General features: G+C 37.9%; 24 protein-coding genes. 6 read left to right on the top strand and 18 right to left on the bottom strand.

The window, feature by feature from the left end:
- Positions 1-251: 251 nt before the first annotated feature.
- The 6 genes from H0184_RS11890 to H0184_RS11865 form a co-directional block, all read right to left on the bottom strand.
- The gene (locus H0184_RS11890; protein WP_221824846.1) at positions 252-2,825 is read right to left on the bottom strand and encodes a DNA translocase FtsK; all 2,574 of its coding nucleotides are present in this window, start codon (positions 2,823-2,825) and stop codon (positions 252-254) included.
- A 113-nt stretch (positions 2,826-2,938) separates the two neighbouring features.
- Positions 2,939-3,730, bottom strand: coding sequence for a DUF1444 domain-containing protein (locus H0184_RS11885; protein ID WP_221825906.1), 792 nt, complete (start codon positions 3,728-3,730; stop codon positions 2,939-2,941).
- Positions 3,731-3,812: 82 nt separating this feature from the next.
- Complete coding sequence (locus tag H0184_RS11880; protein WP_221824844.1) at positions 3,813-4,127, bottom strand: thioredoxin family protein; 315 nt, start codon at positions 4,125-4,127, stop codon at positions 3,813-3,815.
- Positions 4,124-4,657: a hypothetical protein gene (locus H0184_RS11875; protein ID WP_221824843.1), complete on the bottom strand. Its 534-nt coding sequence runs from the start codon at positions 4,655-4,657 to the stop codon at positions 4,124-4,126. Before H0184_RS11875 ends, H0184_RS11880 begins: the two co-directional genes overlap by 4 nt.
- 128 nt (positions 4,658-4,785) lie before the next feature.
- Positions 4,786-5,304 carry a DUF84 family protein gene (locus H0184_RS11870; protein WP_221824841.1) on the bottom strand — a complete coding sequence of 173 codons (519 nt, stop codon included), beginning with the start codon at positions 5,302-5,304 and terminating at the stop codon, positions 4,786-4,788.
- Between the two features lie 59 nt (positions 5,305-5,363).
- Complete coding sequence (locus H0184_RS11865) at positions 5,364-6,437, bottom strand: M42 family metallopeptidase (protein ID WP_221824839.1); 1,074 nt, start codon at positions 6,435-6,437, stop codon at positions 5,364-5,366.
- Positions 6,438-6,603: 166 nt separating this feature from the next.
- Here H0184_RS11865 and H0184_RS11860 point away from each other — a divergent pair, with 166 nt between their 5' ends.
- Positions 6,604-6,930 (top strand): PepSY domain-containing protein, encoded by a 327-nt coding sequence (locus H0184_RS11860; RefSeq protein ID WP_221824748.1) that lies wholly within the window; start codon positions 6,604-6,606, stop codon positions 6,928-6,930.
- Between the two features lie 52 nt (positions 6,931-6,982).
- On the opposite strand, the gene H0184_RS11855 is transcribed toward H0184_RS11860, so the two are convergent.
- Positions 6,983-7,822 (bottom strand): YtnP family quorum-quenching lactonase, encoded by an 840-nt coding sequence (locus H0184_RS11855; RefSeq protein WP_221824747.1) that lies wholly within the window; start codon positions 7,820-7,822, stop codon positions 6,983-6,985.
- Between the two features lie 78 nt (positions 7,823-7,900).
- On the bottom strand, positions 7,901-8,542 hold the full coding sequence (gene trmB, locus H0184_RS11850; RefSeq protein WP_221824742.1) for a tRNA (guanosine(46)-N7)-methyltransferase TrmB: 642 nt from the start codon (positions 8,540-8,542) through the stop codon (positions 7,901-7,903).
- A gap of 134 nt (positions 8,543-8,676) precedes the next feature.
- On the opposite strand from trmB, the gene H0184_RS11845 reads away from it, so the two are divergent.
- On the top strand, positions 8,677-8,955 hold the full coding sequence (locus H0184_RS11845; RefSeq protein WP_221824741.1) for a YtzH-like family protein: 279 nt from the start codon (positions 8,677-8,679) through the stop codon (positions 8,953-8,955).
- Here the strand turns inward: H0184_RS11845 and H0184_RS11840 are convergent, their stop codons facing one another.
- From H0184_RS11840 to pepV, 6 genes are all read right to left on the bottom strand, one after another.
- Positions 8,956-9,729 (bottom strand): phosphotransferase family protein, encoded by a 774-nt coding sequence (locus H0184_RS11840; protein WP_221824738.1) that lies wholly within the window; start codon positions 9,727-9,729, stop codon positions 8,956-8,958.
- A 185-nt stretch (positions 9,730-9,914) separates the two neighbouring features.
- Positions 9,915-12,062: a type I pullulanase gene (pulA, locus tag H0184_RS11835; protein WP_221824735.1), complete on the bottom strand. Its 2,148-nt coding sequence runs from the start codon at positions 12,060-12,062 to the stop codon at positions 9,915-9,917.
- Positions 12,049-13,032, bottom strand: coding sequence for a diacylglycerol/lipid kinase family protein (locus H0184_RS11830; RefSeq protein ID WP_221824725.1), 984 nt, complete (start codon positions 13,030-13,032; stop codon positions 12,049-12,051). The genes pulA and H0184_RS11830 overlap by 14 nt, the downstream gene beginning before the upstream one ends.
- A gap of 30 nt (positions 13,033-13,062) precedes the next feature.
- Positions 13,063-13,629 carry an RNA 2',3'-cyclic phosphodiesterase gene (thpR, locus tag H0184_RS11825; protein ID WP_221824723.1) on the bottom strand — a complete coding sequence of 189 codons (567 nt, stop codon included), beginning with the start codon at positions 13,627-13,629 and terminating at the stop codon, positions 13,063-13,065.
- Between the two features lie 122 nt (positions 13,630-13,751).
- Complete coding sequence (gene dat, locus H0184_RS11820) at positions 13,752-14,612, bottom strand: D-amino-acid transaminase (RefSeq protein ID WP_221824721.1); 861 nt, start codon at positions 14,610-14,612, stop codon at positions 13,752-13,754.
- A gap of 24 nt (positions 14,613-14,636) precedes the next feature.
- Positions 14,637-16,055, bottom strand: coding sequence for a dipeptidase PepV (gene pepV, locus H0184_RS11815; RefSeq protein WP_221824719.1), 1,419 nt, complete (start codon positions 16,053-16,055; stop codon positions 14,637-14,639).
- Between the two features lie 418 nt (positions 16,056-16,473).
- Between pepV and H0184_RS11810 the strand changes: the two genes are divergently transcribed.
- Both H0184_RS11810 and H0184_RS11805 read left to right on the top strand, forming a co-directional pair.
- Positions 16,474-16,695 (top strand): DeoR family transcriptional regulator, encoded by a 222-nt coding sequence (locus H0184_RS11810; RefSeq protein WP_063252171.1) that lies wholly within the window; start codon positions 16,474-16,476, stop codon positions 16,693-16,695.
- A gap of 175 nt (positions 16,696-16,870) precedes the next feature.
- Positions 16,871-18,205, top strand: a complete 1,335-nt coding sequence (locus H0184_RS11805) for an amino acid permease (RefSeq protein ID WP_221824710.1) — start codon at positions 16,871-16,873, stop codon at positions 18,203-18,205.
- A gap of 34 nt (positions 18,206-18,239) precedes the next feature.
- Here the strand turns inward: H0184_RS11805 and H0184_RS11800 are convergent, their stop codons facing one another.
- Positions 18,240-18,965, bottom strand: coding sequence for an AAA family ATPase (locus H0184_RS11800; RefSeq protein ID WP_221824708.1), 726 nt, complete (start codon positions 18,963-18,965; stop codon positions 18,240-18,242).
- 145 nt (positions 18,966-19,110) lie between these two features.
- Positions 19,111-19,917 carry an adenosylmethionine decarboxylase gene (gene speD / locus H0184_RS11795; RefSeq protein ID WP_221824706.1) on the bottom strand — a complete coding sequence of 269 codons (807 nt, stop codon included), beginning with the start codon at positions 19,915-19,917 and terminating at the stop codon, positions 19,111-19,113.
- Positions 19,918-20,249: 332 nt separating this feature from the next.
- Here speD and H0184_RS11790 point away from each other — a divergent pair, with 332 nt between their 5' ends.
- On the top strand, positions 20,250-20,696 hold the full coding sequence (locus tag H0184_RS11790; protein WP_221824703.1) for a Dps family protein: 447 nt from the start codon (positions 20,250-20,252) through the stop codon (positions 20,694-20,696).
- 48 nt (positions 20,697-20,744) lie between these two features.
- Here the strand turns inward: H0184_RS11790 and H0184_RS11785 are convergent, their stop codons facing one another.
- Both H0184_RS11785 and H0184_RS11780 read right to left on the bottom strand, forming a co-directional pair.
- Positions 20,745-21,464, bottom strand: coding sequence for a pseudouridine synthase (locus tag H0184_RS11785; RefSeq protein WP_221824701.1), 720 nt, complete (start codon positions 21,462-21,464; stop codon positions 20,745-20,747).
- 27 nt (positions 21,465-21,491) lie between these two features.
- Complete coding sequence (locus H0184_RS11780) at positions 21,492-23,114, bottom strand: putative polysaccharide biosynthesis protein (RefSeq protein ID WP_221824698.1); 1,623 nt, start codon at positions 23,112-23,114, stop codon at positions 21,492-21,494.
- A gap of 237 nt (positions 23,115-23,351) precedes the next feature.
- Here H0184_RS11780 and H0184_RS11775 point away from each other — a divergent pair, with 237 nt between their 5' ends.
- Positions 23,352-24,629 (top strand): BaiN/RdsA family NAD(P)/FAD-dependent oxidoreductase, encoded by a 1,278-nt coding sequence (locus tag H0184_RS11775; protein WP_221824691.1) that lies wholly within the window; start codon positions 23,352-23,354, stop codon positions 24,627-24,629.
- Positions 24,630-24,636 lie beyond the last annotated feature (7 nt).

The raw sequence follows: 24,636 nt of genomic DNA, 5'->3' as shown, positions 1-24,636 counted from the left end.
TAAGTATTATAACATTGTTCATCAATAAAAACTATTTGATACCTATTTTTTTGTTTCGCTATGTTAAATTGGCTGTTGATTTGTGCTCCAGGCGCTTCGCTTTCCGCAGGCGGTTCGGGAAGCCTCCTCGGCGCTAAAGCGCCTGCGGGGTCTCCCCTGTCCCGTCCTCCTGCAGGAGTCTCGCGCCTTCCGCACAAATCAACAGGTTCAAAATAAATATTTACCTTTTTAACACAGACAAGATTTTAAGATTAATTAATTGTACCAGTATCTTGCATGGACTCCAAGTCTGATTCTGTTATTAGCACTTCTCTTGGCTTACTTCCGTTTGCACTGGTGATAAAACCGTTGGATTCCAGCATATCCATTAGTCTTGCTGCACGGTTGTAGCCGATTTTAAATCTTCGCTGTAAGCTTGAGGTAGAAGCAAGCCCCTGTTCAATAATAAATTCACAGGCTTCGTAAAAAAGTTCATCCTCTTCTTCTGTTACCTGTGCCTTCTTTAACAGTTCCTCTTGTTCAAACAAGTAATCAGGCTCGCGCTGCTCTCTTACGTGCCCAACCACAAGATCAATTTCTTCATCAGAAACATAGGTTCCTTGCAAACGTACTGGCTTTGATGAGCCATTCTCTAAGAATAGCATATCTCCTCGGCCAAGTAATTTTTCAGCACCACTAATATCAATAATAGTACGGGAATCTACTTGTGAAGAAACAGAAAAAGCAATACGTGTTGGAATGTTAGCTTTAATTAATCCCGTAATAACATCCACTGAAGGTCTCTGCGTTGCTACAATTAAATGAATCCCACAAGCACGTGCTTTTTGAGCAATTCTGCAAATAGCTTCTTCAACATCCGCTGGTGACATCATCATTAAATCAGCTAATTCATCAATGATAATGACAATAAACGGAAGTTTGTCACTGAATTGTTTGTTCTTTATGGCAAGCTCGTTAAATCGATTGATATCGCGGACTCCAGTATGGGCAAAAAGCTCATACCGTCTTTCCATTTCCTCAACCGCCCATTTCAAGGATGCGGTGGCTGCCTTAACATCTGTAATAACCGGACTAACTAAATGAGGAATCCGGTTATATGGGGCTAGCTCTACCATTTTCGGGTCAATCAATAATAGCTTTAAATCTTCAGGACTAGCTTTAAATAATAAGCTTACTAGAATGGTGTTAATGCATACACTTTTACCAGACCCCGTTGCACCAGCTATTAGCCCATGGGGCATTTTTTTTAGGTCTGTAACGATCGGCTTACCAGAGATATCTAGTCCTAGTACTGCAGTTAATGGAGATTCTGATTCTCGAAATACTGGACTTTGTATAATTTCGTTGATTAACACAGGACGTGACTTTTGATTAGGTACCTCAATACCTATCGTATGCTTTCCTGGAATCGGTGCCTCAATTCGAATATCTCTGGCTGCGAGACTTAACTTTATATCATCACTTAAATTTGTAATCTTATTTACTTTTACCCCTGGCTCCGGCTGCACTTCAAATCGAGTAACAGCTGGACCTTGAGTTACATTCACAACACTTGCACCTACATTAAAATTCTGCAGTGTTTGGTTTAAAAGCTCTTCTTGGTACAATAACCATTCTGTATCGTCTTCTACAATAACAGGTGGATTTAACAGGTTCATTCTAGGAAATTCATATAAGCTTGAATCTGATGCCGCTGGGGGCTCTGCTAGTTGCACACTAATTTTAGGAGCTGCTTGCGCACCATCTCGAGTCTCGTTATTGGACTCTGCAACATTATTGTCATTCTGGATGATTGCTGGTTTTTCTACATGGACTTCTTCTTTTAATTCAATGTTATTTGAATCGTTATTAATCTCAATCGTTGTTTCTATAACCTTATCCGGTAATTCTTCAAGCGGCATTGTTCTTTTTCTTTTGTTTTCTTCCCATTTAATCCTATCCTGTTTTAGCATCATGACATTAAAAGGAAGGTGTGACCGTTTTCGGCTTGATATCTCACGAGAGTCCTCAAGCTTTTCTTCCACTCTCTCTTCTTCTGCTGCTTCTACTTCTTCAGTTCTCTCTAATACTTTAGCTATCGCAGCCGCAGTCTCAGAAGCAGCCAGTTCAACTTCAGTAAAAAGATCTTGCTTACTATCAACTTCCCTAATTGGCTCTTGCTCAATTTCTACTTCAGTAATTGACTCTTGCCTAAAATCAACTTCCAAAATTGACTCTGGCTTAATATCAACTTCTGTAAATGGCTTTTGCTCAATTTCACCTTCAGAAAGAGAATCTTGCTCTTTTCGCACGATCCTTATATCCAATTGTTTTTCAAAATCGTCATCTAAAAAATGGCTTAACTCATGCTCAACAATACTTTCTGATTTTCTTGCGGGTCTGCTAAATCCATAAATAGGTGAAGGAATTTCTGTTAACTGAAACGGTTTTTTATTAATCGGAGGTGAATTTTTTTTATTTTCCGTAACATACTGTTTAGAACTACTTGGCTCTTGAACTCTTGTTTCTGGTCTTCTTCTTTGTGTGCTTCTTTCGGCACTCCTTTTCTCTGTGCTTTTCTCTGTGCTCTTTTCTTCTGGGCGCAGCTCTAACCTATTCTGTCTGTTCACCTTTTCAAGCTTAACGATTGGATCCTCTGGCTTTGCCAGGAAGGATAATTTCCCTTTAGGATACTGATAGGAAATTTTTGTATCTAGATGATGACTACCCTCATTTAACTTCTGAGACAACGACCGACCCTGTTGCTTGTTATGTATGACATATTCAGCATATTCATCTTCATTGTCCTTTATAAACTTTTTTAAAAAGTTTTGGATCCAACTCAAAACTATCACTCTTTCCACTATTTCTATCACTCTATTTTAACAGGTATTATTATTTTTTCGACAAAAAATCGCAGAATAAGTAAAAAAGACCACTTACAGTGATCCTTTCCATCCTACTTTCTATTCTTTCCTAAGATAAAAATCGGCTCTAGTTCTCCATCCTCATATAAGAAAGATAATGCCGTTATCGGCACCCGTCCGCTCGCAAAGAAACTCATGGCCATTTGTGCCAAGACATCATATCCCGTATTGTTTTGAATATCAGCAATAATTAAAACATCCTGATGTGGAAGTGCAAGAACCATCGTCCCTGTAATTTTTCTCTGCATATCATTTAAAAAGCCTTTATTTAATATCCTGCTGGCATCATAACCATCGTTTGAATTTAGAAAATAAAAAGTGTTCCCCGCTACTTGATCTTCTTTTAGTGATGTCTTTAAAGACCTAACATTAAATAAGGCGATTTCTTTGATCCTACTAGCCTGCCAGCCTTCTTTTTCCATGATTCGTGAATCAATTAACCGGTACGTTGTCCCCATATCGTATGCATAATATATTTTCGTTTCGGCAGTGTGCTCCTCCGTTAAAAACGGAACACCTTCCTCCGCTTCAATCGGGAAAGACGTTGAGCGTATAACTGGGAAAATCTTTTTTTCATGGTCTGTTAATTGGACAGTGTCTGTCATTGCCCTTAGGCCCTCTTCTACATAATAAACCACTTCATCTATTGCCTTTTCTTTCTCAGAATGCCACTTAGCAACAATACCACCTAGAGAGATGGTTATTCCTTTACCAAGATCTTTATTTTCAATTCGCAGTTGATCCTTTTCTCGATCATATGTGATTAGCCTATCTGGCGCAGCTAAGCGTGATTCTAATTCTCTTTTCATTTTGATACTATCCATCTTCATAATAATCCCTCCAAACCACTTTCATTGTACATTAAAAATCCTCCATCTCAAAAGAAGATGGAGGAAGTTGAGATATTTATTTAAGATTACTAATAAATTCTTCAATTTCTTCTTGTGTTTTCCTATCTTTACTTACAAAACGACCAAGCTCTTTTCCGTTTTCAAATGCAATAAAGCTTGGAATACCGAATACGTCTAACTGTTGACATACCTCAATAAATTCATCTCTGTCAACATGAATAAAAGTGAACTCACTAAACTTTGCTTCTACTTCTGGAAGTATTGGTTCAATCACTCGGCAATCCGGACACCAGTCAGCTGAAAACATGAAGATTGTTTTTCCACCATCACGAAGTTGTTCAAACTGCTCCAAGGAAGTTAAATTTTTCATTTCTCATCATTTCCTTCTTTCTTTTCATTTTCAACTGATTTAACTATTTGCGTCATTACAGCAGCTTCATTCTTTAAGCTGCTAGTTTTTATCAGTGTAGTAATCTTTGTTCCGCCAACACCAATTGTCATTTCATTCATATCTTCTTCGAGTTTTTTTATAATTAAGTAACCAAACTGCTTATTACTCTTGAATTGTTCATTGACCTCCAGGTCTTTATGTTGTGCAACTGTTGATTTATAAACAACATCACTTACTTTATTTTCTTGCGGATTATTAAAGAGAATGTATTGTTTCGATCCATTTTTTAAAAGAATATTATTTTGAGATTCATCTTCAATTTCGTAGCCAAAGGGCAAATAAAAATTAATGTCCCCACTTTTATTATCTGCCTTTTTTGCCTTTTCATTTAGGGTCTCTTTTACAACATCAATGGTTTTTTTACTTTCTGTTTTGAAATTTGAATTTCCACATGCACTTAGCAGGAAGACAGATATGGTTATAATCAATATGGCATTAAAGAATTTCATTTTTCTTCGCCTCCTATATGCGACAATTGTCCTATCTCTATCATACCTTCCATAATATTGAAAAGACAAGTGTTTTGTCGATTTTTGTTGTCGAAATAGGAGTTATTTTCTATTGGAAATTGTGAATTTTACTTCTTTGAGGCCATTTGATAGTGAAATTGCCCAACTAAGAGATTCATGATGTGCGAAAACATCTCTGAACGATTTATCAAACCATTGGTGAAAATTCCAACGGCCCCTTCGTTTTTTCTTACATTTTTCTTTTTTGCGTAGTCCTCCATTACCGGTCCAAGTTCTTCCCCAGCCCTTAATCTTTCTGCAATCACATCAGGAAGGAGAAATCTGGCTCCTCCGGCAATAATCGGCGGCTTATCTTTTGAAGCTAGTGCACCCCAATTACATAATAATAAACCCTGGGTGGATTCCTGCACACCTCCCTCAAGCCCTATACCTATATCTCCATTCCCCATTTGCAATGCACCAACTGCACGGTTGATTGCTCCATTAATCGTTTCTTCGTCTGAAAAGGGCTGTTCACTAACCCCCGAAGCGATGTCTAACGAAAGAAACTCTGTTTGTTGATAATGAAATGCATTTTTTACCGCAGCCACTTTTGCTGGATTATTTGATCCAATAATTATCTTCATTACTTCCCACTCCTAATCCACATAAAAAGAAGGCATATCAATGCCTCCTCCTTGTAAACTTAACTGTTTGCCTTAATGGTATCTACTGTTGTTTGGTCGCAAGCTTTTACAAGTTTCACAATTAGTTCTTTTGCTGCAGCGTAGTCATCGATATGAATCATGGAAGCATGTGTATGGATATAACGAGAACAAATACCAATTACACCGCTTGGGACACCTTCATTGGATTGATGAACACGGCCCGCATCAGTTCCACCCTGTGAAACAAAGTATTGATATGGAATTTTATTTGTTTCGGCTGTATCTAAAATAAACTCTCTCATTCCACGATGAGTTACCATGGATCGATCTAGAATACGGAGCAGCGCTCCCTTGCCTAACTGACCAAATTCAGATTTACTTCCTGACATATCATTGGCAGGGCTCGCATCTAACGCAAAAAAGATATCTGGATTGATCATGTTAGCAGCTGTTTGTGCACCGCGAAGGCCAACTTCCTCTTGAACCGTTGCACCAGAATAAAGAATATTTGGCAGAGTTTCATCTTTTACTTCTTGAAGCAGTTCAATGGCAAGTCCGCAGCCATAGCGGTTATCCCATGCTTTAGCTAGTATTTTCTTTTCATTCGCCATTGGTGTAAAAGGACAAATAGGAAGGATTGCCTGCCCCGGTCTAATTCCGATGCTTTGTGCGTCTGCCCGATCATCTGCCCCAATATCAATTAGCATATTCTTCATTTCCATTGGCTTGTTTTTCTTCGCCTCATCTAATAAATGGGGAGGAATAGAGCCTACAACACCGATCACTGGCCCATTATCTGTCATTACCTGTACACGCTGAGCTAGTAAAACCTGACTCCACCAGCCGCCAAGCGGTTGAAATCTTAACATACCATTATCTGTAATCTGCGTGACCATAAAGCCAACTTCATCCATATGTCCAGCAACCATAATCGTTGGGCCTGTTTGATTCCCTTTTTTAACCCCAAAAATACTGCCTAATTTATCTTGAACAATTTCATCTGCATACTGAGCTAACTGCTCTCTCATAAAATTTCGAACTAAATGCTCATTACCAGGTGCTCCTGGGAGCTCTGTTAACGTTTTAAATAAATTTAATGTTTGTTCATTCAAAGTAAAATTCCCCCTCAATCTAAAAAAAATAATATGTATCTTTTTATATTACTGAAATCTGAGTTCCCTTACCAATAATTGATTTATCTAAAAGGATTTATTATGTTCTTCCTCTTAAATGAGATATACTGGAAATAAGAGCAAATTTGAAATTTGGAGGTGCCTTATGAACTGGAAATCATTTATCCTTGGAGCAGCCGTCGGAGTTGTCAGCGGCTATGCTGTTAAAGAAATCATTTCACAAAGAACATATGTATCACCTGAAAAAGTATTAGAGAATGTAAAAAAACAATTTAACCAAAATGGACCAATAAGCGGCTCATGGATACATATGGTAACCGAGCCTTTTGAAAAGCACCAAATTAAGTATCAAGTTTATAAGGGCGGGATTTCGAAAAATAATAATGGAGTTAGTGAGCAATTCGAATTTATTGCAGACGCAACGACCGGAACCCTTCTAGATGTCAAAACCTCAACAGAGCCTGCACTATAATGGACAGAGGCCGTATCCTAAAGGGTACGGCTCTTATTTTACTAACGTGACCTTATTTCCCTCTTCTTATACTGTCCAGTACCTGGCCATCGTTATCCCATTTTACGGCTCGATAAAAAGCATCATGGTAAAAGGTATGCCAGACATCTTTGTCTAAAACATATTTACCCCATTTTTCTTTTGCAGCAATTGAGTCCATTGGATAGTCGTCATAGGCCATTACCCATAGTGGATTTCTATGAGCATGTGTTGGCATTAAGTCTGCCATATGAATGGCCATCTCACCCTGATCCTCGATTAGAAGAATGGAATGTCCATTGCTATGACCGCCGGTATGAAACATACTAATGGCTCCTAAATTCCATTTTTCATCAAAAGGAATGACTTGTGTTTGAATAGCTTCCCAATTTTCTTTCCAATATGTACTTTTTGAGCGGATATTAGGATTCCTCATTTCATCCCATTCAATGGATGAGGTAATGATCTTCGCATTCGGGAAGGTGGATTTATATATCCCATTCTCAAGCTTCGTAAGGCCGCCAACATGATCATTATGCAAATGAGTCATTAAGACATAATCAATATCCTCAGCCGCTAACCCTAACTTCTCTAATGAGTTCTCCACTTCTGATTCTGCTGTTACACCAAAATTCCTAAGTTGCTTTTGTGTTAATTTTCCTTTTCCAAGTCCCGCTTCTAGCAGGATATTTTTGCCATCCATTTGGATTAGAATTGGATCTGTAGGAAGCTCGATTTGATTCTTTTCATTTGGCGGATATTTCTTTGACCATAACGGTTTGGGAACTACACCAAACATGGCGCCGCCATCTAAATTTGTTACACCGCCGGACAGCCAAGTCATTATAACTCTTCCAATTTTCAACGTCTCCATTTGCTTCCCCCTTGTCACATGTTATGTATATTTTACCATATACAAAAAAGACAGTCTCATGAATAGACTGTCTTACGGTTAGTTTTGATACTTAACTTCACAACGGTAAATACGGTTTCCCATTTCGGAAAACTTTTCCTCATATTCTGTCATGATGTTTCCTTCATATTCACTTTTATGAAGGTCAAGACTAAGGAAGGTTAATAGTAATCCATATTCAGAAAAACTCTTTAATGAGTATTCAAATAACCCCTGGTTATCCGTTTTAAAATGGATTTCACCTTTATCGACCAAAATGCCTTCATAAAGTTTTAGGAAATCCTTATACGTCAGTCTTCTTTTTTCATGACGTGATTTTGGCCAAGGATCAGAAAAATTCAGATAAACTCTGTCGACATCATTTTTCTCAAAGTATTTATTTAAATCACTGGCATTTACATTTAATAGCCTTAAATTTGGCAAATCCGCCTCAATTAATCGATCTAATGCTGCAACAATTACGGAATCGTAAATTTCTATTCCCATATAATTAATGTCTGGATGTGCCTTTGCCATTTCTGTAATAAAGCGCCCTTTTCCAGTCCCTACCTCGATATGAAGAGGCTGATCATTCTTAAATACCTCATTCCACTTTCCCTTATACATTTCTGGGTTTGCAACTATATATTGAGGATGGGCTTCTATATGTTCCCTTGCCCAAGGTTTATTTCTAAGTCTCATTATGCCACTCCTATAAATATTATTATTTTTTATTATTGGTAATAATGGGTTTTCCCATTAATGTATAAACAAAAAAAGAATTCACAACCTAACTGTGAATTCTTTTTTATTTTCACTTGAAAGGGTGTACCAACATGCCATTAAGTCATCAGGACCAGGTTTCATTACTAAAGGACATTTTAAATAATCACCAAACTGACTGCTGTGGGTCTGTTTCTGAATGTGAACAATTGGAACGATTAGTAAAATCTCTGATGGTTAACACACAAATTGATCAAAATGTTAAAAGCATTCTACAGGAGGTCTATAATTACAGTCAACATGGTGCCGAGACTGCTGATTTAGATGAGCATATTCTATCGAATCAAGGGAATTTATCTCAATGGGTCTCTGAAATTGATTCGTATTCCTGATTACAAAATCTCTTCTAAAAAAGTGATCCATTTATCCATTTCCTCTAGCCGGCCTTTGTTCTTGTAGAATTGAATGGAAGATAGTGTCTGCAGTGCCACATACCATCTCATTCTTAATTTTAAGTTGTCCGTTAAAGGTTTTCCGTACATGGCTAACCAGCTATTCCAATCGTCTTTAGGAATATACAAGTAAAGAAGCATTCCCAGGTCAATTGCCGGGTCTGCTATCATTGCACCATCCCAGTCAATTAAATACAACTGGTTGTCTTCCGTTAACAGCCAGTTGTTATGATTGACATCGCCATGACAAACTACCTTCTCGTTACATAGGACATTTGATGCTTCGTTTAATAGAAAACTTAGCGTCTCTTTAACAACGGGTAACGATAACACCTCTTCATCCAAGTCCACGACAACGGATTGAAAAATGGTTTCAGGCTGCAAAGGCTCTTTTTCAAGCCTGCTTAACATCCCTACCATCGGTTCAGAGCGGTGAATCTTCCGAAGCATCCTTGCAACATTTTCATGATTCATGTCATGCGGTTTTAATTCCCGTCCAGGCAGCCATTGCTGTGCTGTAATCACATCTCCGTTTTCCAATCGCTTTGTCCAAACAAGCTTTGGGACGATTCCTTCTGCAGATAATACTGCTAGAAAAGGAGAGGAATTGCGTTTTAGAAAAAGCCTTTGCTCCTTATAGCTAGCATAAAAGGCTTCTCCCGTTGCGCCCCCCGCAGGGACAATCTCCCATTCTTGTCCTAATATATGTTCCAAAATTGTTCACCTTCAATTTATGCCGTTCTCAAATGGGAGTACAATTTCCCATTTAGTAGTTATATAAGTAAAGTAGTAAGAGTCATGAATAAAAATAAAAAAAGCTATTGGACAATTACACACAATAGCCATCTTACTAAATTTTATCTCCAATTAGCTTAAGTCGTCAAGTAAATCTGAACAAACTATTTTTTTGCTATAATGGTTAAACAAACCGATTCTACAACTAATTCATTTCCCGCAACACTTTCTATGGAAGAAATTCCCGCTGCTTTTTCATTGGCTAGAACAATCCAATCGCCCTCAGGAATCGGAATAGATTGCTTCTTTCTCAAAGGATTAATCAGTAAAAGTACTTCACGGAAATCATGATTATGATTTTGCAGACTATAACCAATCAACGGACTTGGGAGCGGTAAAAGCTTAATTTGATTCCTTATATCATCCCCAGTTCTTAATCGGAAGCACGTTAACTGTTTTCTAATTTGGATTAACCCTTTAATATATTTTACATTATCGTAGAAAAGCTGCTTTCGATTCCAATCGAGCTGGTTAATATGGTCTGGTGATTTATAGCTGTTCCCGTCACCCCGCTTGGTACGGAAGAACTCCTGACCGCTGTGAAGAAAAGGAGTACCCTGAGATAAAATTACAAGCCCTGTTGCCAGCCTGTGGTATTTTATATGGAGTAATTCGTCCATATCGGGAAGACAGGAAAGGAGTTTATCCCACATTGTATGATTATCATGGCATTCAACATAGTTCACTGATTGCGAAGGATTTGTTAGAAGTCCGGTTTCTTTTTTATCCATCCCTACGCTTCCAATTATTACATCTTTTGCCCCTTCATAGTAATGCTCATTTCCGAGAACATAACCTTTATCATACAAGTAAAAAGTATTACCCTTTATCGAGTCACGAAATTTATCGTTAAATTGTCCAATATTGGGAAGCTTCGAATGATTACGAATGATCGCCTTTTTATCAATCGGAAGCGGGGTATTCAAATTCCAGCCCTCGCCAATAATCAGAGTGCCTTCTTGAATACTGTCACATGTCTTTCTAACTTCCAGCATCGTTTCAATATCCAATATCCCCATTAAGTCAAAGCGAAATGCATCGATATGATATTCTTCCATCCAAAAACGTACCGAGTCCAGAATAAACTTTCTCACCATCTTTCTCTCTGAGGCAATGTCATTACCGACCCCTGTTCCATTGGATGGAAAACCAAGTTCATTATGGCGGAAGTAATATCCTGGAACAACCTTCTCAAACGTTGATGTCTCCCTGATAAATACATGATTATAAACAACATCCATGATAACTCTTATTCCTTGACTGTGAATGGTATCAATCATTTGTTTGAGCTCAAGGATTCTGGCATAAGGGTCAGAAGGATTCGTCGAGTAAGAGCCTTCCGGAACATTAAAGTGAATGGGGTTATATCCCCAGTTATAGTCTTTGTCCGGCTCTAATTCATCCACACCTGCAAAATCATTGAAAGGCAGGAATTCAATATGAGTAATACCTAATTCCTTTACATAGGAGAGACCTGTGGACCCGCCGTCTTTCCCCTTTGTATTTAGCTCAGCAGCACCTAAATAAAGACCCTTATGCTTCACACCGCTATTAGGGTGGATGGTGAAGTCCCTAATATGTGTCTCATAAATAATAGCATCGACTGGATTTTCAATAGGAGGCAATACAGGTTTCTGCCTCCGCGTTTTCTCTAACTTTACAATAACCCCGAGCTCCCCATTGGCTGTGACAGCCACAGCATATGGATCAACAGATTCACGCCATTCTTTGTTAACGAGGATTAAAAAAGTATATTGATAAAGTTCTAAATCAGAATGGACCACCGTTGACCAAACACCTTTTTCCTCTCGTCTCATTTTGATGATCTCAGAAAAAGAGCTGTTAGGCTTACGTAATTTTAATTTTACTTGGGTAGCTGTGGGTGCCCATAGTTTAAATTGCGTTTGGTGATCATTAATACAAACACCCAGGTCACTTCCGTCATAGAAAAATCGGTCATCAAAAGGAGCTGTTCGAATGACGGCCCCTATTTGAAGATCGGTTTTTCCTCCATGCTCATCGACAACCCAATAAGGGTGACCAAATGTAAGCTCTTCAGCAAGTCGACAAATATATTTATTATTATTTTCGATATGCTGTTTTTTAATAATCTGCAAGGGTGTCATTTTCTGTGATTCATCCATAATCGAGAAAGTGGAAGACGAACCATGATGATAGGAAAGTGGAAGAAGAATCGTAATGATATCCATCTCATCTATATAAGCCAGAAAAATACGTTCATTGGAGTTCATTCGAGTCCCTCTCTTTCAGAACAGTTTCTCGCATACTTCTCCTTCTCGTTACTACTTTAAGTGTATTTGTTTGAACTTGAATATTCAGCGGAGTATATCCAATATCTTCACCGTCTGCGTGGACATACAATGGGGAAGAGGATTGAATACTTACCCTCCGGCCTTTAAATGTTTTTACTTCTTTAAAATGGACGTGCTTACCCCAAAATACACTTATAAAGACCAATAATAGCTTCAACCTTGACAATCTATGGGCAACCGTAATATCTAAAAATCCATCATCCGGGACTGCATCAGGCGCAATCATCATTCCTCCCCCATAATAGGGTTGATTGGAAACAGTTACAAACCATGTTTGTTCAAGTATATGCCTATTACCGTCAATTGATAAATCAATTGTTGTGCATTTATAAGAAAAGAGTTTTTTTAGTAAAAAATACACATATACCAATCGGCCAATAGATAGTTTATTTAGCCAAGCCTTTGTTTTTGAATGGTTTACTTCATGTGAAACCAGTGCGTCAAATCCTGCACCCATATTATTAATAAAATAATGCTCAGAATGATCCACCATGGTGATTTTTCCAATATCCACTAAGGGTGCTTCCTCTTTCATAAGTCGAAGAATCACCGTTAAAGCTTCTTCTGGTTTAGCTGGTATTTGAAAACCTCTTGAGAAATCATTACCAGAGCCGCCTGGAATAAAACCAAGTGTAATGTTGGAATATGAAGCCATTCCATTCATGACTTCACTTATTGTTCCGTCCCCTCCAACTGCAATTATGATTTTTTTATCATTATTCTTTTGTGCAATTTGTGCTGCCAGTTTGATTGCATGACCCTGGTATTCAGTAAAGAAGGCCAAATAAGGAATCTTATCATCCATTAGTCTCGATTCAACCTTTTTCCAAATCTTTAAACTGTAACCATTCCTAGCCTTTGGATTGATAATAAAATAGATTTGTTTCATACAACCAACCTTTGCCGCGTTAATTTTCTTTTATTCTAATTGGTATGTTTTTACTGCCTCGTATTTTGGTGTCTTATCAAGATGTGTTTGATATAAGACAACTTCATTCACTTTAAATGATAGTGGCTCTGGTTGAAGCTCGCGCCACACATCAAGGAGATTTTTGTGAAAAGGCTGATCTCCTGCCCACTTTCTTGCAAGTGTAATATGAGGTTTAAAAGGTCTGGTTTCAAGCTGAAATCCAGCACCTGTGCAGGCTGTAAACACTTTTGTCCTAACACCCTGCAATTCATTACTATCCTTTGTATCAACCCAAAAGATCCTAGGTGATTCTATCTTTCCGAAGATTCCCAGCTTGTTTATTTCCAGTTGAAATCCCTGTGATTGGCTTAATGCTTGACGAACATTGTCTATAGCAGTGGATAATTTCTCAGTTGGGGCATTGCCTAGAAAAGCTAAAGTAATATGCAAGTCTTCATGGTGGACCCAGCGGTTAAATAGAAGGATTTCTTTTAACATCTCTTCCTTTTGTTTTAAAATTAACTTTGTTTCTTGCGGAATTTTCACCGCAAAGAAAAAATGTGTTTGCTGATTCATTTTTATCATACCTTTCTTCATTTTAGACTATTTTTTACAACTTGTATGTATTTTAACGATTAAGACATAAGAAAACGTGCAGCAGACTTTTCATCTGCTGCACGTCGAACATTCTACATACTCTATCTAAGGAGTACCCCGCATTGATTCTCAATTTCTTTTTCAAATAATTCCTGCAACTTCCGGGTTGTGTGCCCTGGTACGCCTGACTGTACTTTTTTCCCGTTTATTTCTACAACCGGCATTACTTCAGCCGTTGTGCTTGAAAGGAACACTTCGTCAGCTTCCTCAAGTTCAGCCACTGAAAAAGTCCGTTCCTGAACAGGAATATTATTTATTACACAAATATCTAAAATAACATCTTTTGTAATCCCTTTTAAAATTAAGTGGTTCGATTCATGGGTGATTACAGTCCCATTTTTAACGATAAAGATATTAGATGAACTTCCTTCCGTGACATCATCCCCGCGATGTTGAATGGCTTCAAAACAGCCCTGTTCACTGGCTTTTTGTTTAGCCAAAAGATTACCAAGTAAATTCAAGCTTTTTATATCACAGCGAAGCCAGCGAATGTCCTCCGTTAAAATAGCCTTTACTCCTGATTTCAGACTTTCCAGCGGTCTTACTCCCTTTATCGTATAAGCCACAAGTGTCGGCATTATATCTCCACTTGGAAATAAATGATTTCGCGGTGCTGTTCCCCTCGTAACCTGCATATAGATATTCCCTGTTTCAAGATTGTTTTTCAGCAGGAGTTCATCTAACAACTCTTTTAATTGAAGACTCGTAAATGGGATAGAAATCCCTATACTCTCAGCGCTTTTCAAAAATCTGTTTAAATGTTCATCGATCGTAAACATTCTTCCATTGTAGATACGAATGACTTCGTACACGCCATCCCCAAATTGATAACCACGGTCTTCGATATCTATTTTGGCATCTGAACGCTTAATAATGTTTCCATTTAGTAAAGCAAACTCCATATTTACATTCCCCTTTTTCTTTTACTATTCTCCAGCCAATTCATAAATTGCCTGCGCATATATGGCGGTTGCTTTTAATAAGTCATCTATATCAATATATTCATCTTTTTGGTGGGCAATGTCAGGTCTGCCTGGAAATAAAGGACCAAATGCTACACCGCTTTTTAATGACCGTGCGTAAGTTCCCCCGCCAATTGATATTAAATATGCCTCTTCTCCTGTTTGTTCTTCGTATACCTTCTTCAAGGTTTGAATTAAGAATTCATTTTCATCTACATAATGTGGTTTCGTATCTTTAAATTTACCAATTACAAACCCTTTTTCCTGTAAAAGTTCATCCAGTTTTTCTCTTGTTTCATCCATATTATTGGTAACTGGATATCGGCAAGTCAGCCCAATGCTCCCGCCCGATTGAGGTGTATATGAAAGTTTCCCTGGATTAATGGTTAGTTCACCTGAAATATCATCTGAGTATGCTACTCCAAGACTCACTCCTCTAGAATCATTAAAGAAATAGCGGGAAACGAATTTGAAATAGTCTAAGGCTGTACGATTAAGATCTAGTTTTGAAAGAAATTCTGCTAGAAATAAACCTGCATTTATTCCATTCTTAGGCTCCAAACCATGTGCAGATACTCCCTTAACTTCTAATATTAGCTCTGCGTTTTCCACATGTGAGTGGTGTTCCAATCGATGCTCCTTCATAAAGTCTGTGAACCTTTGCACTACATCCATTTGATTTTCAAGAATGTTTAAAGTCACTGCTGCATGGTCAGGAACCATGTTATACCTTTGTCCAGAAGTAAAACGTAGAACTTCAATTTTACCTTTTCCACCTTCCTCAACAGGTACCTTCTGAACAATATCCATATCGGCAATCCCTTTTTCAGCATTTATGATAGGAAAGTCAGCATCAGGTGCAAAACCTAGTGCAGGCATTTCTTCATGCTCAAAGTAGTGCTCCACACATCTCCAATCACTTTCTTCGTCAGTTCCGATAATCATCCTGACACGCTTCTTTAGAGGCAGCCCGAGCTCCAATACTATTTTCATTGCGTAGTAGGCAGCCATTGTTGGCCCTTTGTCATCAATAGCACCGCGGGCAAATATTTTACCTTCACGAATTTCAGCTGCAAAAGGATCACTTGTCCAGCCATCACCTGCTGGAACAACATCAACATGGCAGAGAATTCCGAGCAGCTCCTCTCCTTCACCAAATTCTAAATGTCCTGCTAAATTTCCAACATTCTTTGGTTTAAACCCATCCTTTTCACCGAGAGTGAGCATAAAATCTAATGCTTCTTTTACGCCTTTACCCAGTGGCGCATCTGGAAAGGTATTTACTTCGTCTAATAGACTCTTAATATGTAATAAATTTTGGGTATCTTTTAACAAGTCATCTTTTCTTTTTTCAACTTCATCCATCCAATTAATCTTTGTCAAATGTGTTGTCCTCCTAAGAGCTGCATTTGTTATTAATATCCATGCAGATATTCTATCAATATTCACCAAAAAAACGAAGTAATTTCCCGTTATGGTTTTCTATATTAATTTACTAAAAATTCAATTAATTTGTCATAATCTTAACATTCAAAACCATAGACTGTAGTAAGAATCTTGCAAAGGAGGAGAAAAACCGAACAATAATTGTTAAGAAAAGATGATTTTTATGTAAAATATTCACTAATGGTGGAAATTTTCAGAAATTATGGGTACAATAAACGTAAGTCAACAGGGTATCCACTGCAACTATTTATGAATAAAAGGAGTTGTCTGCGGAAATAAAATTACATACTAATCAAAGAGGCTGTCGGTAGCAGGAAATTGCCATAGGTTTGAAAAAAGGATAGGGAGTGGTTTTTTGAAACCTTCGACTAACCGGATGTTAAACCGCATCAAATGCATCTACATGTTTATTCGTAATAAAGGCACAGTCACGACGCAAGAACTTGTAGAGGAATTTGGTATCACTCCTCGCACCATACAACGAGATTTAAATGTTTTAGCCTATAATGACTTGGTAATTAGCCCAAGCCGCGGAAAATGGACGACCACACAAAAGAAAGTAAAAATGTCTTCTTAAAATATGAATAAACAGTTTGAACAAACAAGCACGCGATTAATTCGCGTGCTTGTTTGCTTTTATTTTAAAAATAAGGTTGAATATCTATTATACTATGATATATTAGTATAATACTTTAGTGCTTAAAAGCGTTTATGTAAGAGAGTGATAATTTTTAAATAAAGGTAGGACCAACATGGAAAATAATCATCAAGAATTAAAAAAAGGATTACTGCCAAGGCATGTCCAGTTTATCGCTTTAGCCGGCATGATTGGGACAGGAATTTTCAAAGGGAGTTCCGATACGTTAAATATTGCGGGACCTAGTGTTATCTTTACTTATTTAATTGGCGGGCTATTATTATTTATTGTAATGGCTGCTTTAGGTGAGATGGCAATTGCTTTTCCCAATCACAATGTTCAACTGCTCCTTTATCGAGCATTTGGTTTTAAGCTGTCGTTTATTACAGGCTGGCTGTATTGGATTAACTGGACTATTGTGATAACAGTTGAATTATTAGCTGCGGGAAGCTTTTTACAATTTTGGTATCCATCTGTTCCATTATGGCTTCTGAGTCTTCTGTGTGCTGCTGTTATCATTGGCATTAATTTATTCCCAGTAAAATATTACGGAGAGATGGAATTTTGGTTTGCTGGCATAAAGATCGTCGCATTGGTTGCGTTTATCTTATTAGGTGCACTTATTATTTTTGGCGTTTTACCTAGTAATATTGAGGATCCTCTAGCAAACTACACAGCGCATGGCGGATTTTTTCCTCATGGAGTCAGCGGAATGCTAAGTGCCTTTTTAGTGGTTATGTTTTCGTACGGTGGTGCCGAGTTAATTGGGGTAGCTGTAACCGAGACTCAGGATGCTGAGCGAGTAATGCCAAGTATCATAAAGGGTGCAGTATGGCGGGTAATTATTTTTTATATCTTCCCTATCTTAATTATTTGCGGCATTATGCCTTGGAATCAAGTCACGGGGCAGGATAGTCCGTTCGTTCAGGTTTTCAATATTACCGGGCTTCCAGGTGCTGCTCATGTGATGAACTTTATTCTATTAACAGCTGTACTGTCGGCTGCCAACTCTGGGATATATGCTACATCGCGAACGCTCTTTTCAATGGCAAAAAGCGGAGTAGCTCCGAAAGTATTAATGAAAACCACAAGAAACGGAATTCCGATTACTGGACTTACAATTACGACGCTCTGTCTATTAGTTGGTGTTTTTCTAGCTTATATTAGTCCAAGTAATATCATCAGTTACCTTATGACTATCCCTGGATTCACCATCATGTTGGTTTGGATAGGAATTTGTGCAGCACATTTAAAGCTAAGGCCGCAATACAAGACCCTGCCATCTTTTAAGGTTAGATGGTTCCCATTCACAACCATCCTTGCGTTTCTTGCTTTAAGTTTAATATTTATTGGATTTATCCTAAGTCCAAATAATCTAACTGGCTCAACAGTATCTCTATTAATCGTGGGAATACTTGTATTCCTTTCATTTTTAGCGAAAAAGAAGTGATATCCCATTTGGGTATCACTTCTTTTTTATAGAGCTATTCATCCTCTTTAAAAAGCTCGTAGAGAAACCTTTTTCGATTCTCTAGAAAATATTTAGTAATGCTGTAATGGTCTGTATCCTCATAGTTTACTTTTGAAATTTGTCCATGATCAAAACTATAGATATCTGCATCTGGATAACCCAATAGAATCGGAGAATGAGTTGCAATGATGAATTGGGCATCGCCTTCTGTTTCAAGGTCATGGATGATTTTCAAGAGGGTTAATTGCCTTGCAGGAGATAATGCAGCCTCGGGTTCATCTAGAAGGTAAATTGCTTCCCCATTGAAGCGATTTAGAAATAACGAAATAAATGATTCACCATGTGATTGTTGGAGCAGCGATTTTCCGCCATAATCTTTAAATCCATTCTCATCTATTTCATCAATATGGGTAGCAAAATGATAAAAGGATTCTGCACGTAGAAAGAAACCATTTGTTGCTTTTGGCATCCAGGAGAGTCTAATGTACTCACTTAGTTCTGAATTTGATTCATAAACATTATAAGAATTATTTCTGCCTCCGCCAGCTGTATTAAAATCACATTTGTCTGCTATTGCTTCTAATAAGGTAGATTTACCGGATCCATTTTCTCCTACAAAGAAGGTGACGTTACTTTCTAACTCCATTTCATTAAGACTCGCTATTGAAGGAATTGAAAAAGGATATTGGCTATAGGTATGGATTTTTTCTTTTAACAAAGTAACTTTTTTTAAAAACATTATTTTCTCCTCTAATAAATCATCTTCTATAAATACCATTTTACACCATACACACAAAAAAGCAGCCTTACTTTTTCGTAAAGCTGCTGCGAACTCTTCTTTTGGCCACTATTCGACTTATTAACGCGATGAGTAGAATAGTCATTTATTGGATGTTCTTGCCATAAAAGATTTCATCCATTTCTAACTTTATTCTCTCGGTAATTTCGATGAGTTCTTCTGGATGTAAGGTTTCTTTTTTATAGCCAAATAAATAGTTATTCAAATCAAATTCCCGAAGCTTACATTTTGTGTGAAAAATATTTTCCTGATATACATTTACATCAATCATGTCGAACATTTCGCCAACGTCCTCAGGAATATAATTCTGTATTGAGCCAATTTCATGGTCTATAAATAATTTATATCCGTCCTTATCCCTTGTAAAACCACGGACACGATAATCAATAGTCATAACGTCTGTTTCAAATGAACGAATTAGATAATGCAGTGCTTTAAGCGGGGAGATTTCGCCGCAGGTTGATACATCAATGTCTGCCCTGAAAGTACTAATTCCTTCATCCGGATGATATTCAGGGTATGTATGAACCGTAATATGGCTCTTATCCAACTGCAGCACTACTGAGCCTGGCAATGGACCTGGTGACTCCTCAAAGTGTTCTAAAGGAGCATTTTCAACAGGTCCTTCTGATACAAGTAGTGTTACACTTGCACCAGCCGGTTCAAAATCCTGGCTCGCTACATTTAATACATGTGCCCCAATAATATCTGAAACATGCGTTAATATCTTTTGTAATCTTTCGGCACTGTATTGTTCATCAATGTATTTTAAATAGGCCTCTCGCTCTTCTCGTGAGCGAGTGTAACAAATATCGTACATATTAAAACTCAATGATTTAGTTAAGTTGTTAAAACCATGCAGTTCAATTGTTTCCTTGTGTGTTAATTTCATGATGCTTCCCCCTTTTGTATTTTCAAAACGTGGGACAGTGTAGTAAATATCTATAGATTACCCATTTTCATAAATTGTTACTTATTTTTTAGATAATGATTTTCGTTTCAGGCACTTCGCTTTCCGCAGGCGGTTCGGGAAGCCTCCTCGGCGCTAAAGCGTCTGCGGGGTCTCCCCTGTCCCGTCCTCTGAGCAGGAGTCTACGTGCCTGAAACGAAAATCAACATGTTATAGCATTTAATCACCTTGTTTATAATAATTCTAATTTAATATTTACTTTCATTTAATATGTGTTATAATTAAAATAGATAAGAAATTAGGAGGAATGACAAATGACCCAAACAATTTCATTAGAACAAGTGATGAATCAACAACTCGCAAACTGGAATGTACTGTACACAAAACTACACCGTTTTCACTGGTATGTAAAAGGACCGCACTTCTTTACCCTGCATGCTAAATTTGAAGAATTGTATGAGGAAGCTGCTGGAACGATCGATGAATTGGCTGAACGATTATTAATTACTGGCGGTAATCCAATATCAACTTTAAAAGAATACATCGAATATGCCACTGTTGAAGAAACAACCGATGTTTTAACTGCTGAAGAAATGGTACAAGCTATTGTTAATGATTTTACCCAGATTATTTCAGAATTAAAAAGCGGTAAAGAAGCAGCAGAACAGGTGAATGATGATGTAACGAGTGATATGTTTACCGAACTAATCGAAAAACTAAGCAAGCATACTTGGATGTTAACTTCATTCTTACAGGCATAAAAAGGACAAGGCTGGCTGCCTTGTCCTTTTTGCTATTTATGAGTTCTTTTATCCTACTTGATACTCTTTAAGCATTTCTACTTCTTCCTCGGTTAATTCCCTGTATTCCCCAAGCTCAAGCGTTTCATCCAGCGGTAAAGGTCCCATGGATATTCGCTTTAAGTAAACGACCTTTTTTCCAACAGCTTCGAACATTCTTTTCACTTGATGAAACTTTCCCTCAGTAATCGTCAACTCAATATCAGAGCGAAGCCCAGACTTTAAAATTTTCAACTCACCTGGTTTTGTTTCGTACCCATCATCAAGCGTAACTCCCTCCGCAAAAGCCTTTACGTCATCTTCAGTTACTTCCTGATCTATCACTGCGAAATAGGTTTTGGGAACATGTTTTTTTGGTGATAATAACCTGTGGGCTAATTGGCCATCATTTGTTATAAGCAATAACCCTTCTGTATCCTTGTCCAGCCTTCCAACCGGGAATGGCTCATATACTTGGTCTTCGAGCTCCAATAAGTCAATTACCGTTTCTGCTGCACTGTCCTCGGTAGCTGACAAAACTCCTTGAGGTTTGTTCATCATTAAATAGATAAACTCTTTGTATTCAATAACTTCACCATTTAATGTAACAGTTTGTTTGTTTGTATCTACATGCTGTTTTGCATCCTTTACGATTACATCATCGATTTTGACTGCACCGCTTTTTAGAAGCTGCTTCACTTCTTTTCGGCTGCCATAGCCAAGATTAGCCAACATTTTATCAATTCTCAAAGTGATCCTCCTTCATTTTTTAGGAGTTTAATTCGTCAATCTTAATTTCTGTTTAATACGGTCCACCCTGTCACCAAATAGTCTGTTTACAAGTCCTGATTTTAATCCTAAGTAAAAATAGATTAAAGCTCCAATGGCTGCACAAACGAAAATGATTAAAAGCGACTGAAATTTAGAAGCTGGAGTTAAAAATAACAAGAGTAACTGATAAGCAATTTCGGTCCCAGCCCACATGATTCCAGCAAAAATGACAATTAACAAGCTCCTTCTCCAAACAAATAAGAATGGATATTTTGCATAACTTTTTATAACAAGTAATTGAATCAATATGGCTCCGATGTATCCAAGTGCTGTTGCGTACACCGCGCCTCTTGTTTCAAACATAGTAATTAGAGGTATATTAAGCGACAATTTAATCAGTAATCCAACTAACAGGCTTAACACTGTCCAGCGCTGCTCATTGATTCCCTGCAGAATTGAACTAGTGACTAGAAATAGAGAAAATAGAATGCCGACTGGGGCATAGGCTTTAAGAACTTCATATCCAAGTTCCTTATGCTCATAAAATACAGTATAGATCGGCTCCGCTAATAGAGAAAGACCAATTGCGGCAGGCAGTGTCAGGAACAACAGTACCTGAAAAGTTTGATTTAACTGCAGTTTTAACGCTTTCCGATCACCTTCCACAAATGCCTTCGTGATACTTGGAACAAGCGCTAACGAGAAGCCTGTTGCAAGAGAAACAGGGATGATTACGATTTTATGTGATTCAAAATTTAGAATGGAGAATGCTGCTTCGGCTGCGTTATAACTGTGACCAATATCCTGCATTGTCCGTGAAAAGGTAACTTGATCAATGGCTTGAAATAATGGGTTGGCGATTCCAACAAATACAAACGGAGCTGCATAGACAAGGATTTCCTTATAAATTTCTGATAACGAAACCTCTGCTTCCCCTTTATCATGCTGGAGCAGCTGGTCCAAATGTGGTTTCCGCTTATACCAATACCAAAATAAAACCACCAGACTTCCAATGGCCCCTGCAAATGCAGCAAAGGTTGCCACACTTACAGCTGTTACAATACTTCCATTTAAAAAATTTATGACAATAAAGGCTCCTGCCAGCGTGAAGGCAATTCGTACAATCTGTTCCACTACTTGAGATACAGCTGACGGTCCCATCGATTGATGCCCTTGAAAGAATCCTCTGATTAAACTCATGAATGGAATAACAATCAAGGCAAAGCTTACTGCACGGATAACTGTTATAATATCCTGTGCTCTTGAGCCGACATCGTCTTTTTTGCTGATAATCATGTCAGCTATAAGCGGGGCCGACAGGTATAGAATTAAAAACGCAGCAATACCCGTCAAAAGCATCATAATAAGTCCCGATTTAAATAACCTGCGGCCCACTGCATATTCTTCGAGTGCATTATACTTTGAAATAAATTTTGAAACAGCAAGCGGCACACCGGCCGTGGCAATACTTATAAAGATCGTATAGGGTATGTATGAATATTGGTACAACGCCGTTCCTTCTGAACCTACAATCTGATAAAAGGGTATGACATATAGTAAGCCAAGAATCTTGGATATAATGGTACCCAATGTTAAAATAAATGTTCCTCTTATTAACTTAGACGACATAAAATAAGAATCCCTTCCTAGTGAAGAAAAAGTTTGTGCGCATGTGAGCAAAGTTTATATCGGCTATTTTGCACACTATTAGTAGTTTACAACTCTTTGGGCTGTGATGCTACTAAGAGCATAGTTAATTTTTTTAAAATAGATGACTTTTCGTTTTCTTTTCTATTAGGATGTTTATAATGGAATAATGCGCAGGCTTAAATTTTTTACTTGAATATAAATAAAGTTGGTGGAAGTATGATATACGATGTTGTTGTTATTGGAGGCGGACCTTCAGGGTTAATGGCTGCGATTGCTGCAGGCGAGAAGGGTTTAAAAGTTCTATTAATTGATAAAGGGGACAAGCTTGGCAGAAAGCTGGCCATTTCTGGCGGCGGACGCTGTAATGTTACCAATCGTCTCCCTGTTGAGGAAATTATCAAGCACTTACCTGGGAACGGGAAGTTTTTATATAGTGCCTTTTCTATTTTTAGTAATGAAGATATTATTAAATTCTTTGAAAAGCTGGGAATTGAGTTAAAAGAAGAGGACCACGGCCGGATGTTCCCGGTTTCTAATAAAGCACAATCTGTTGTAGATGCCCTTCTGGAGCAATTAGAGAAGCTCAAGGTCAAAGTATATACCAACAGCCCCGTAGCGGATATTCATTACCAAGACGGACATGTATCTTCTTTAATTTTAAAAAATGGTACAGAAATTCAAGCAAAATCTGTTGTTATCGCGGTAGGCGGTAAATCTGTCCCCCATACAGGTTCAACGGGAGATGGCTATGCGTGGGCAAAGAAAGCCGGCCATACGATTACAGAACTGTTTCCGACTGAGGTGCCTGTCACCTCAAAAGAACCTTTTATCAAAAACAAATCACTTCAAGGTCTATCTTTAAGAGATATCGAGCTTAGTGTTTTGAATCCAAAAGGAAAACCTATAATTACTCACAAGATGGATATGATTTTCACACATTTTGGTCTCAGCGGCCCTGCTGTTCTGCGCTGCAGTCAATTTGTGGTTAAAGCAATGAAAAAGTGGAAGTTAGCTGAGGTCACCATGAGTTTAGATGTTATACCAGATAAAAAGGAAGAAGAGTTTTTCCAAGAAATTGTGAAGCTGGTAAAAAGCGAACCGAAAAAAAGTATAAAAAACACCTTAAAAGGACTTGTTCCTGAACGTTATCTGTTGTTCCTGCTAGAACAGAATGAAATTGACCCTTTAGAACAGGGCGCAACAATCTCAAATGAAAAAATTCGTACTTTTGTGAAAAGCTGTAAACAATTCTTGATTAAAGTAAATGGCACCCTGCCACTAGAAAAAGCATTCGTTACGGGCGGCGGCGTTTCCGTAAAAGAAATTGAACCGCAGACAATGGGTTCGAAAAAAATGGGAGGTCTTTATTTTTGCGGTGAGATTCTAGATGTTCATGGATATACAGGAGGATACAATATTACTTCAGCATTGGTAACCGGCCGACTCGCAGGTACTAACGCAGCACTTTCTGCAAAAAAACAATATCAGGCATGATGACTAA

Source organism: Neobacillus niacini (assembly GCF_019749295.1).
Lineage (GTDB): Bacteria > Bacillota > Bacilli > Bacillales > Cytobacillaceae > Neobacillus > Neobacillus niacini_D.
This window is presented reverse-complemented; position numbering and strand designations above follow the sequence as displayed.

What these genes read in the sequence shown, in the direction of transcription:
- H0184_RS11800 (WP_221824708.1), bottom strand. Translation starts at nt 18,965, where the DNA reads ATGTTTTTAAAAAAAGTTACTTTGTTAAAAGAAAAAATCCATACCTAT.
- H0184_RS11875 (WP_221824843.1), bottom strand. Translation starts at nt 4,657, where the DNA reads ATGAAATTCTTTAATGCCATATTGATTATAACCATATCTGTCTTCCTG.
- pulA (WP_221824735.1), bottom strand. Translation starts at nt 12,062, where the DNA reads ATGAACTCCAATGAACGTATTTTTCTGGCTTATATAGATGAGATGGAT.
- thpR (WP_221824723.1), bottom strand. Translation starts at nt 13,629, where the DNA reads ATGAATCAGCAAACACATTTTTTCTTTGCGGTGAAAATTCCGCAAGAA.
- H0184_RS11870 (WP_221824841.1), bottom strand. Translation starts at nt 5,304, where the DNA reads ATGAAGATAATTATTGGATCAAATAATCCAGCAAAAGTGGCTGCGGTA.
- speD (WP_221824706.1), bottom strand. Translation starts at nt 19,917, where the DNA reads ATGAAATTAACACACAAGGAAACAATTGAACTGCATGGTTTTAACAAC.
- H0184_RS11790 (WP_221824703.1), top strand. Translation starts at nt 20,250, where the DNA reads ATGACCCAAACAATTTCATTAGAACAAGTGATGAATCAACAACTCGCA.
- H0184_RS11860 (WP_221824748.1), top strand. Translation starts at nt 6,604, where the DNA reads ATGAACTGGAAATCATTTATCCTTGGAGCAGCCGTCGGAGTTGTCAGC.
- H0184_RS11885 (WP_221825906.1), bottom strand. Translation starts at nt 3,730, where the DNA reads ATGGATAGTATCAAAATGAAAAGAGAATTAGAATCACGCTTAGCTGCG.
- H0184_RS11880 (WP_221824844.1), bottom strand. Translation starts at nt 4,127, where the DNA reads ATGAAAAATTTAACTTCCTTGGAGCAGTTTGAACAACTTCGTGATGGT.
- H0184_RS11775 (WP_221824691.1), top strand. Translation starts at nt 23,352, where the DNA reads ATGATATACGATGTTGTTGTTATTGGAGGCGGACCTTCAGGGTTAATG.
- H0184_RS11855 (WP_221824747.1), bottom strand. Translation starts at nt 7,822, where the DNA reads ATGGAGACGTTGAAAATTGGAAGAGTTATAATGACTTGGCTGTCCGGC.
- H0184_RS11780 (WP_221824698.1), bottom strand. Translation starts at nt 23,114, where the DNA reads ATGTCGTCTAAGTTAATAAGAGGAACATTTATTTTAACATTGGGTACC.
- dat (WP_221824721.1), bottom strand. Translation starts at nt 14,612, where the DNA reads ATGGAGTTTGCTTTACTAAATGGAAACATTATTAAGCGTTCAGATGCC.
- H0184_RS11845 (WP_221824741.1), top strand. Translation starts at nt 8,677, where the DNA reads ATGCCATTAAGTCATCAGGACCAGGTTTCATTACTAAAGGACATTTTA.
- H0184_RS11830 (WP_221824725.1), bottom strand. Translation starts at nt 13,032, where the DNA reads ATGAAACAAATCTATTTTATTATCAATCCAAAGGCTAGGAATGGTTAC.
- trmB (WP_221824742.1), bottom strand. Translation starts at nt 8,542, where the DNA reads ATGAGACTTAGAAATAAACCTTGGGCAAGGGAACATATAGAAGCCCAT.
- H0184_RS11805 (WP_221824710.1), top strand. Translation starts at nt 16,871, where the DNA reads ATGGAAAATAATCATCAAGAATTAAAAAAAGGATTACTGCCAAGGCAT.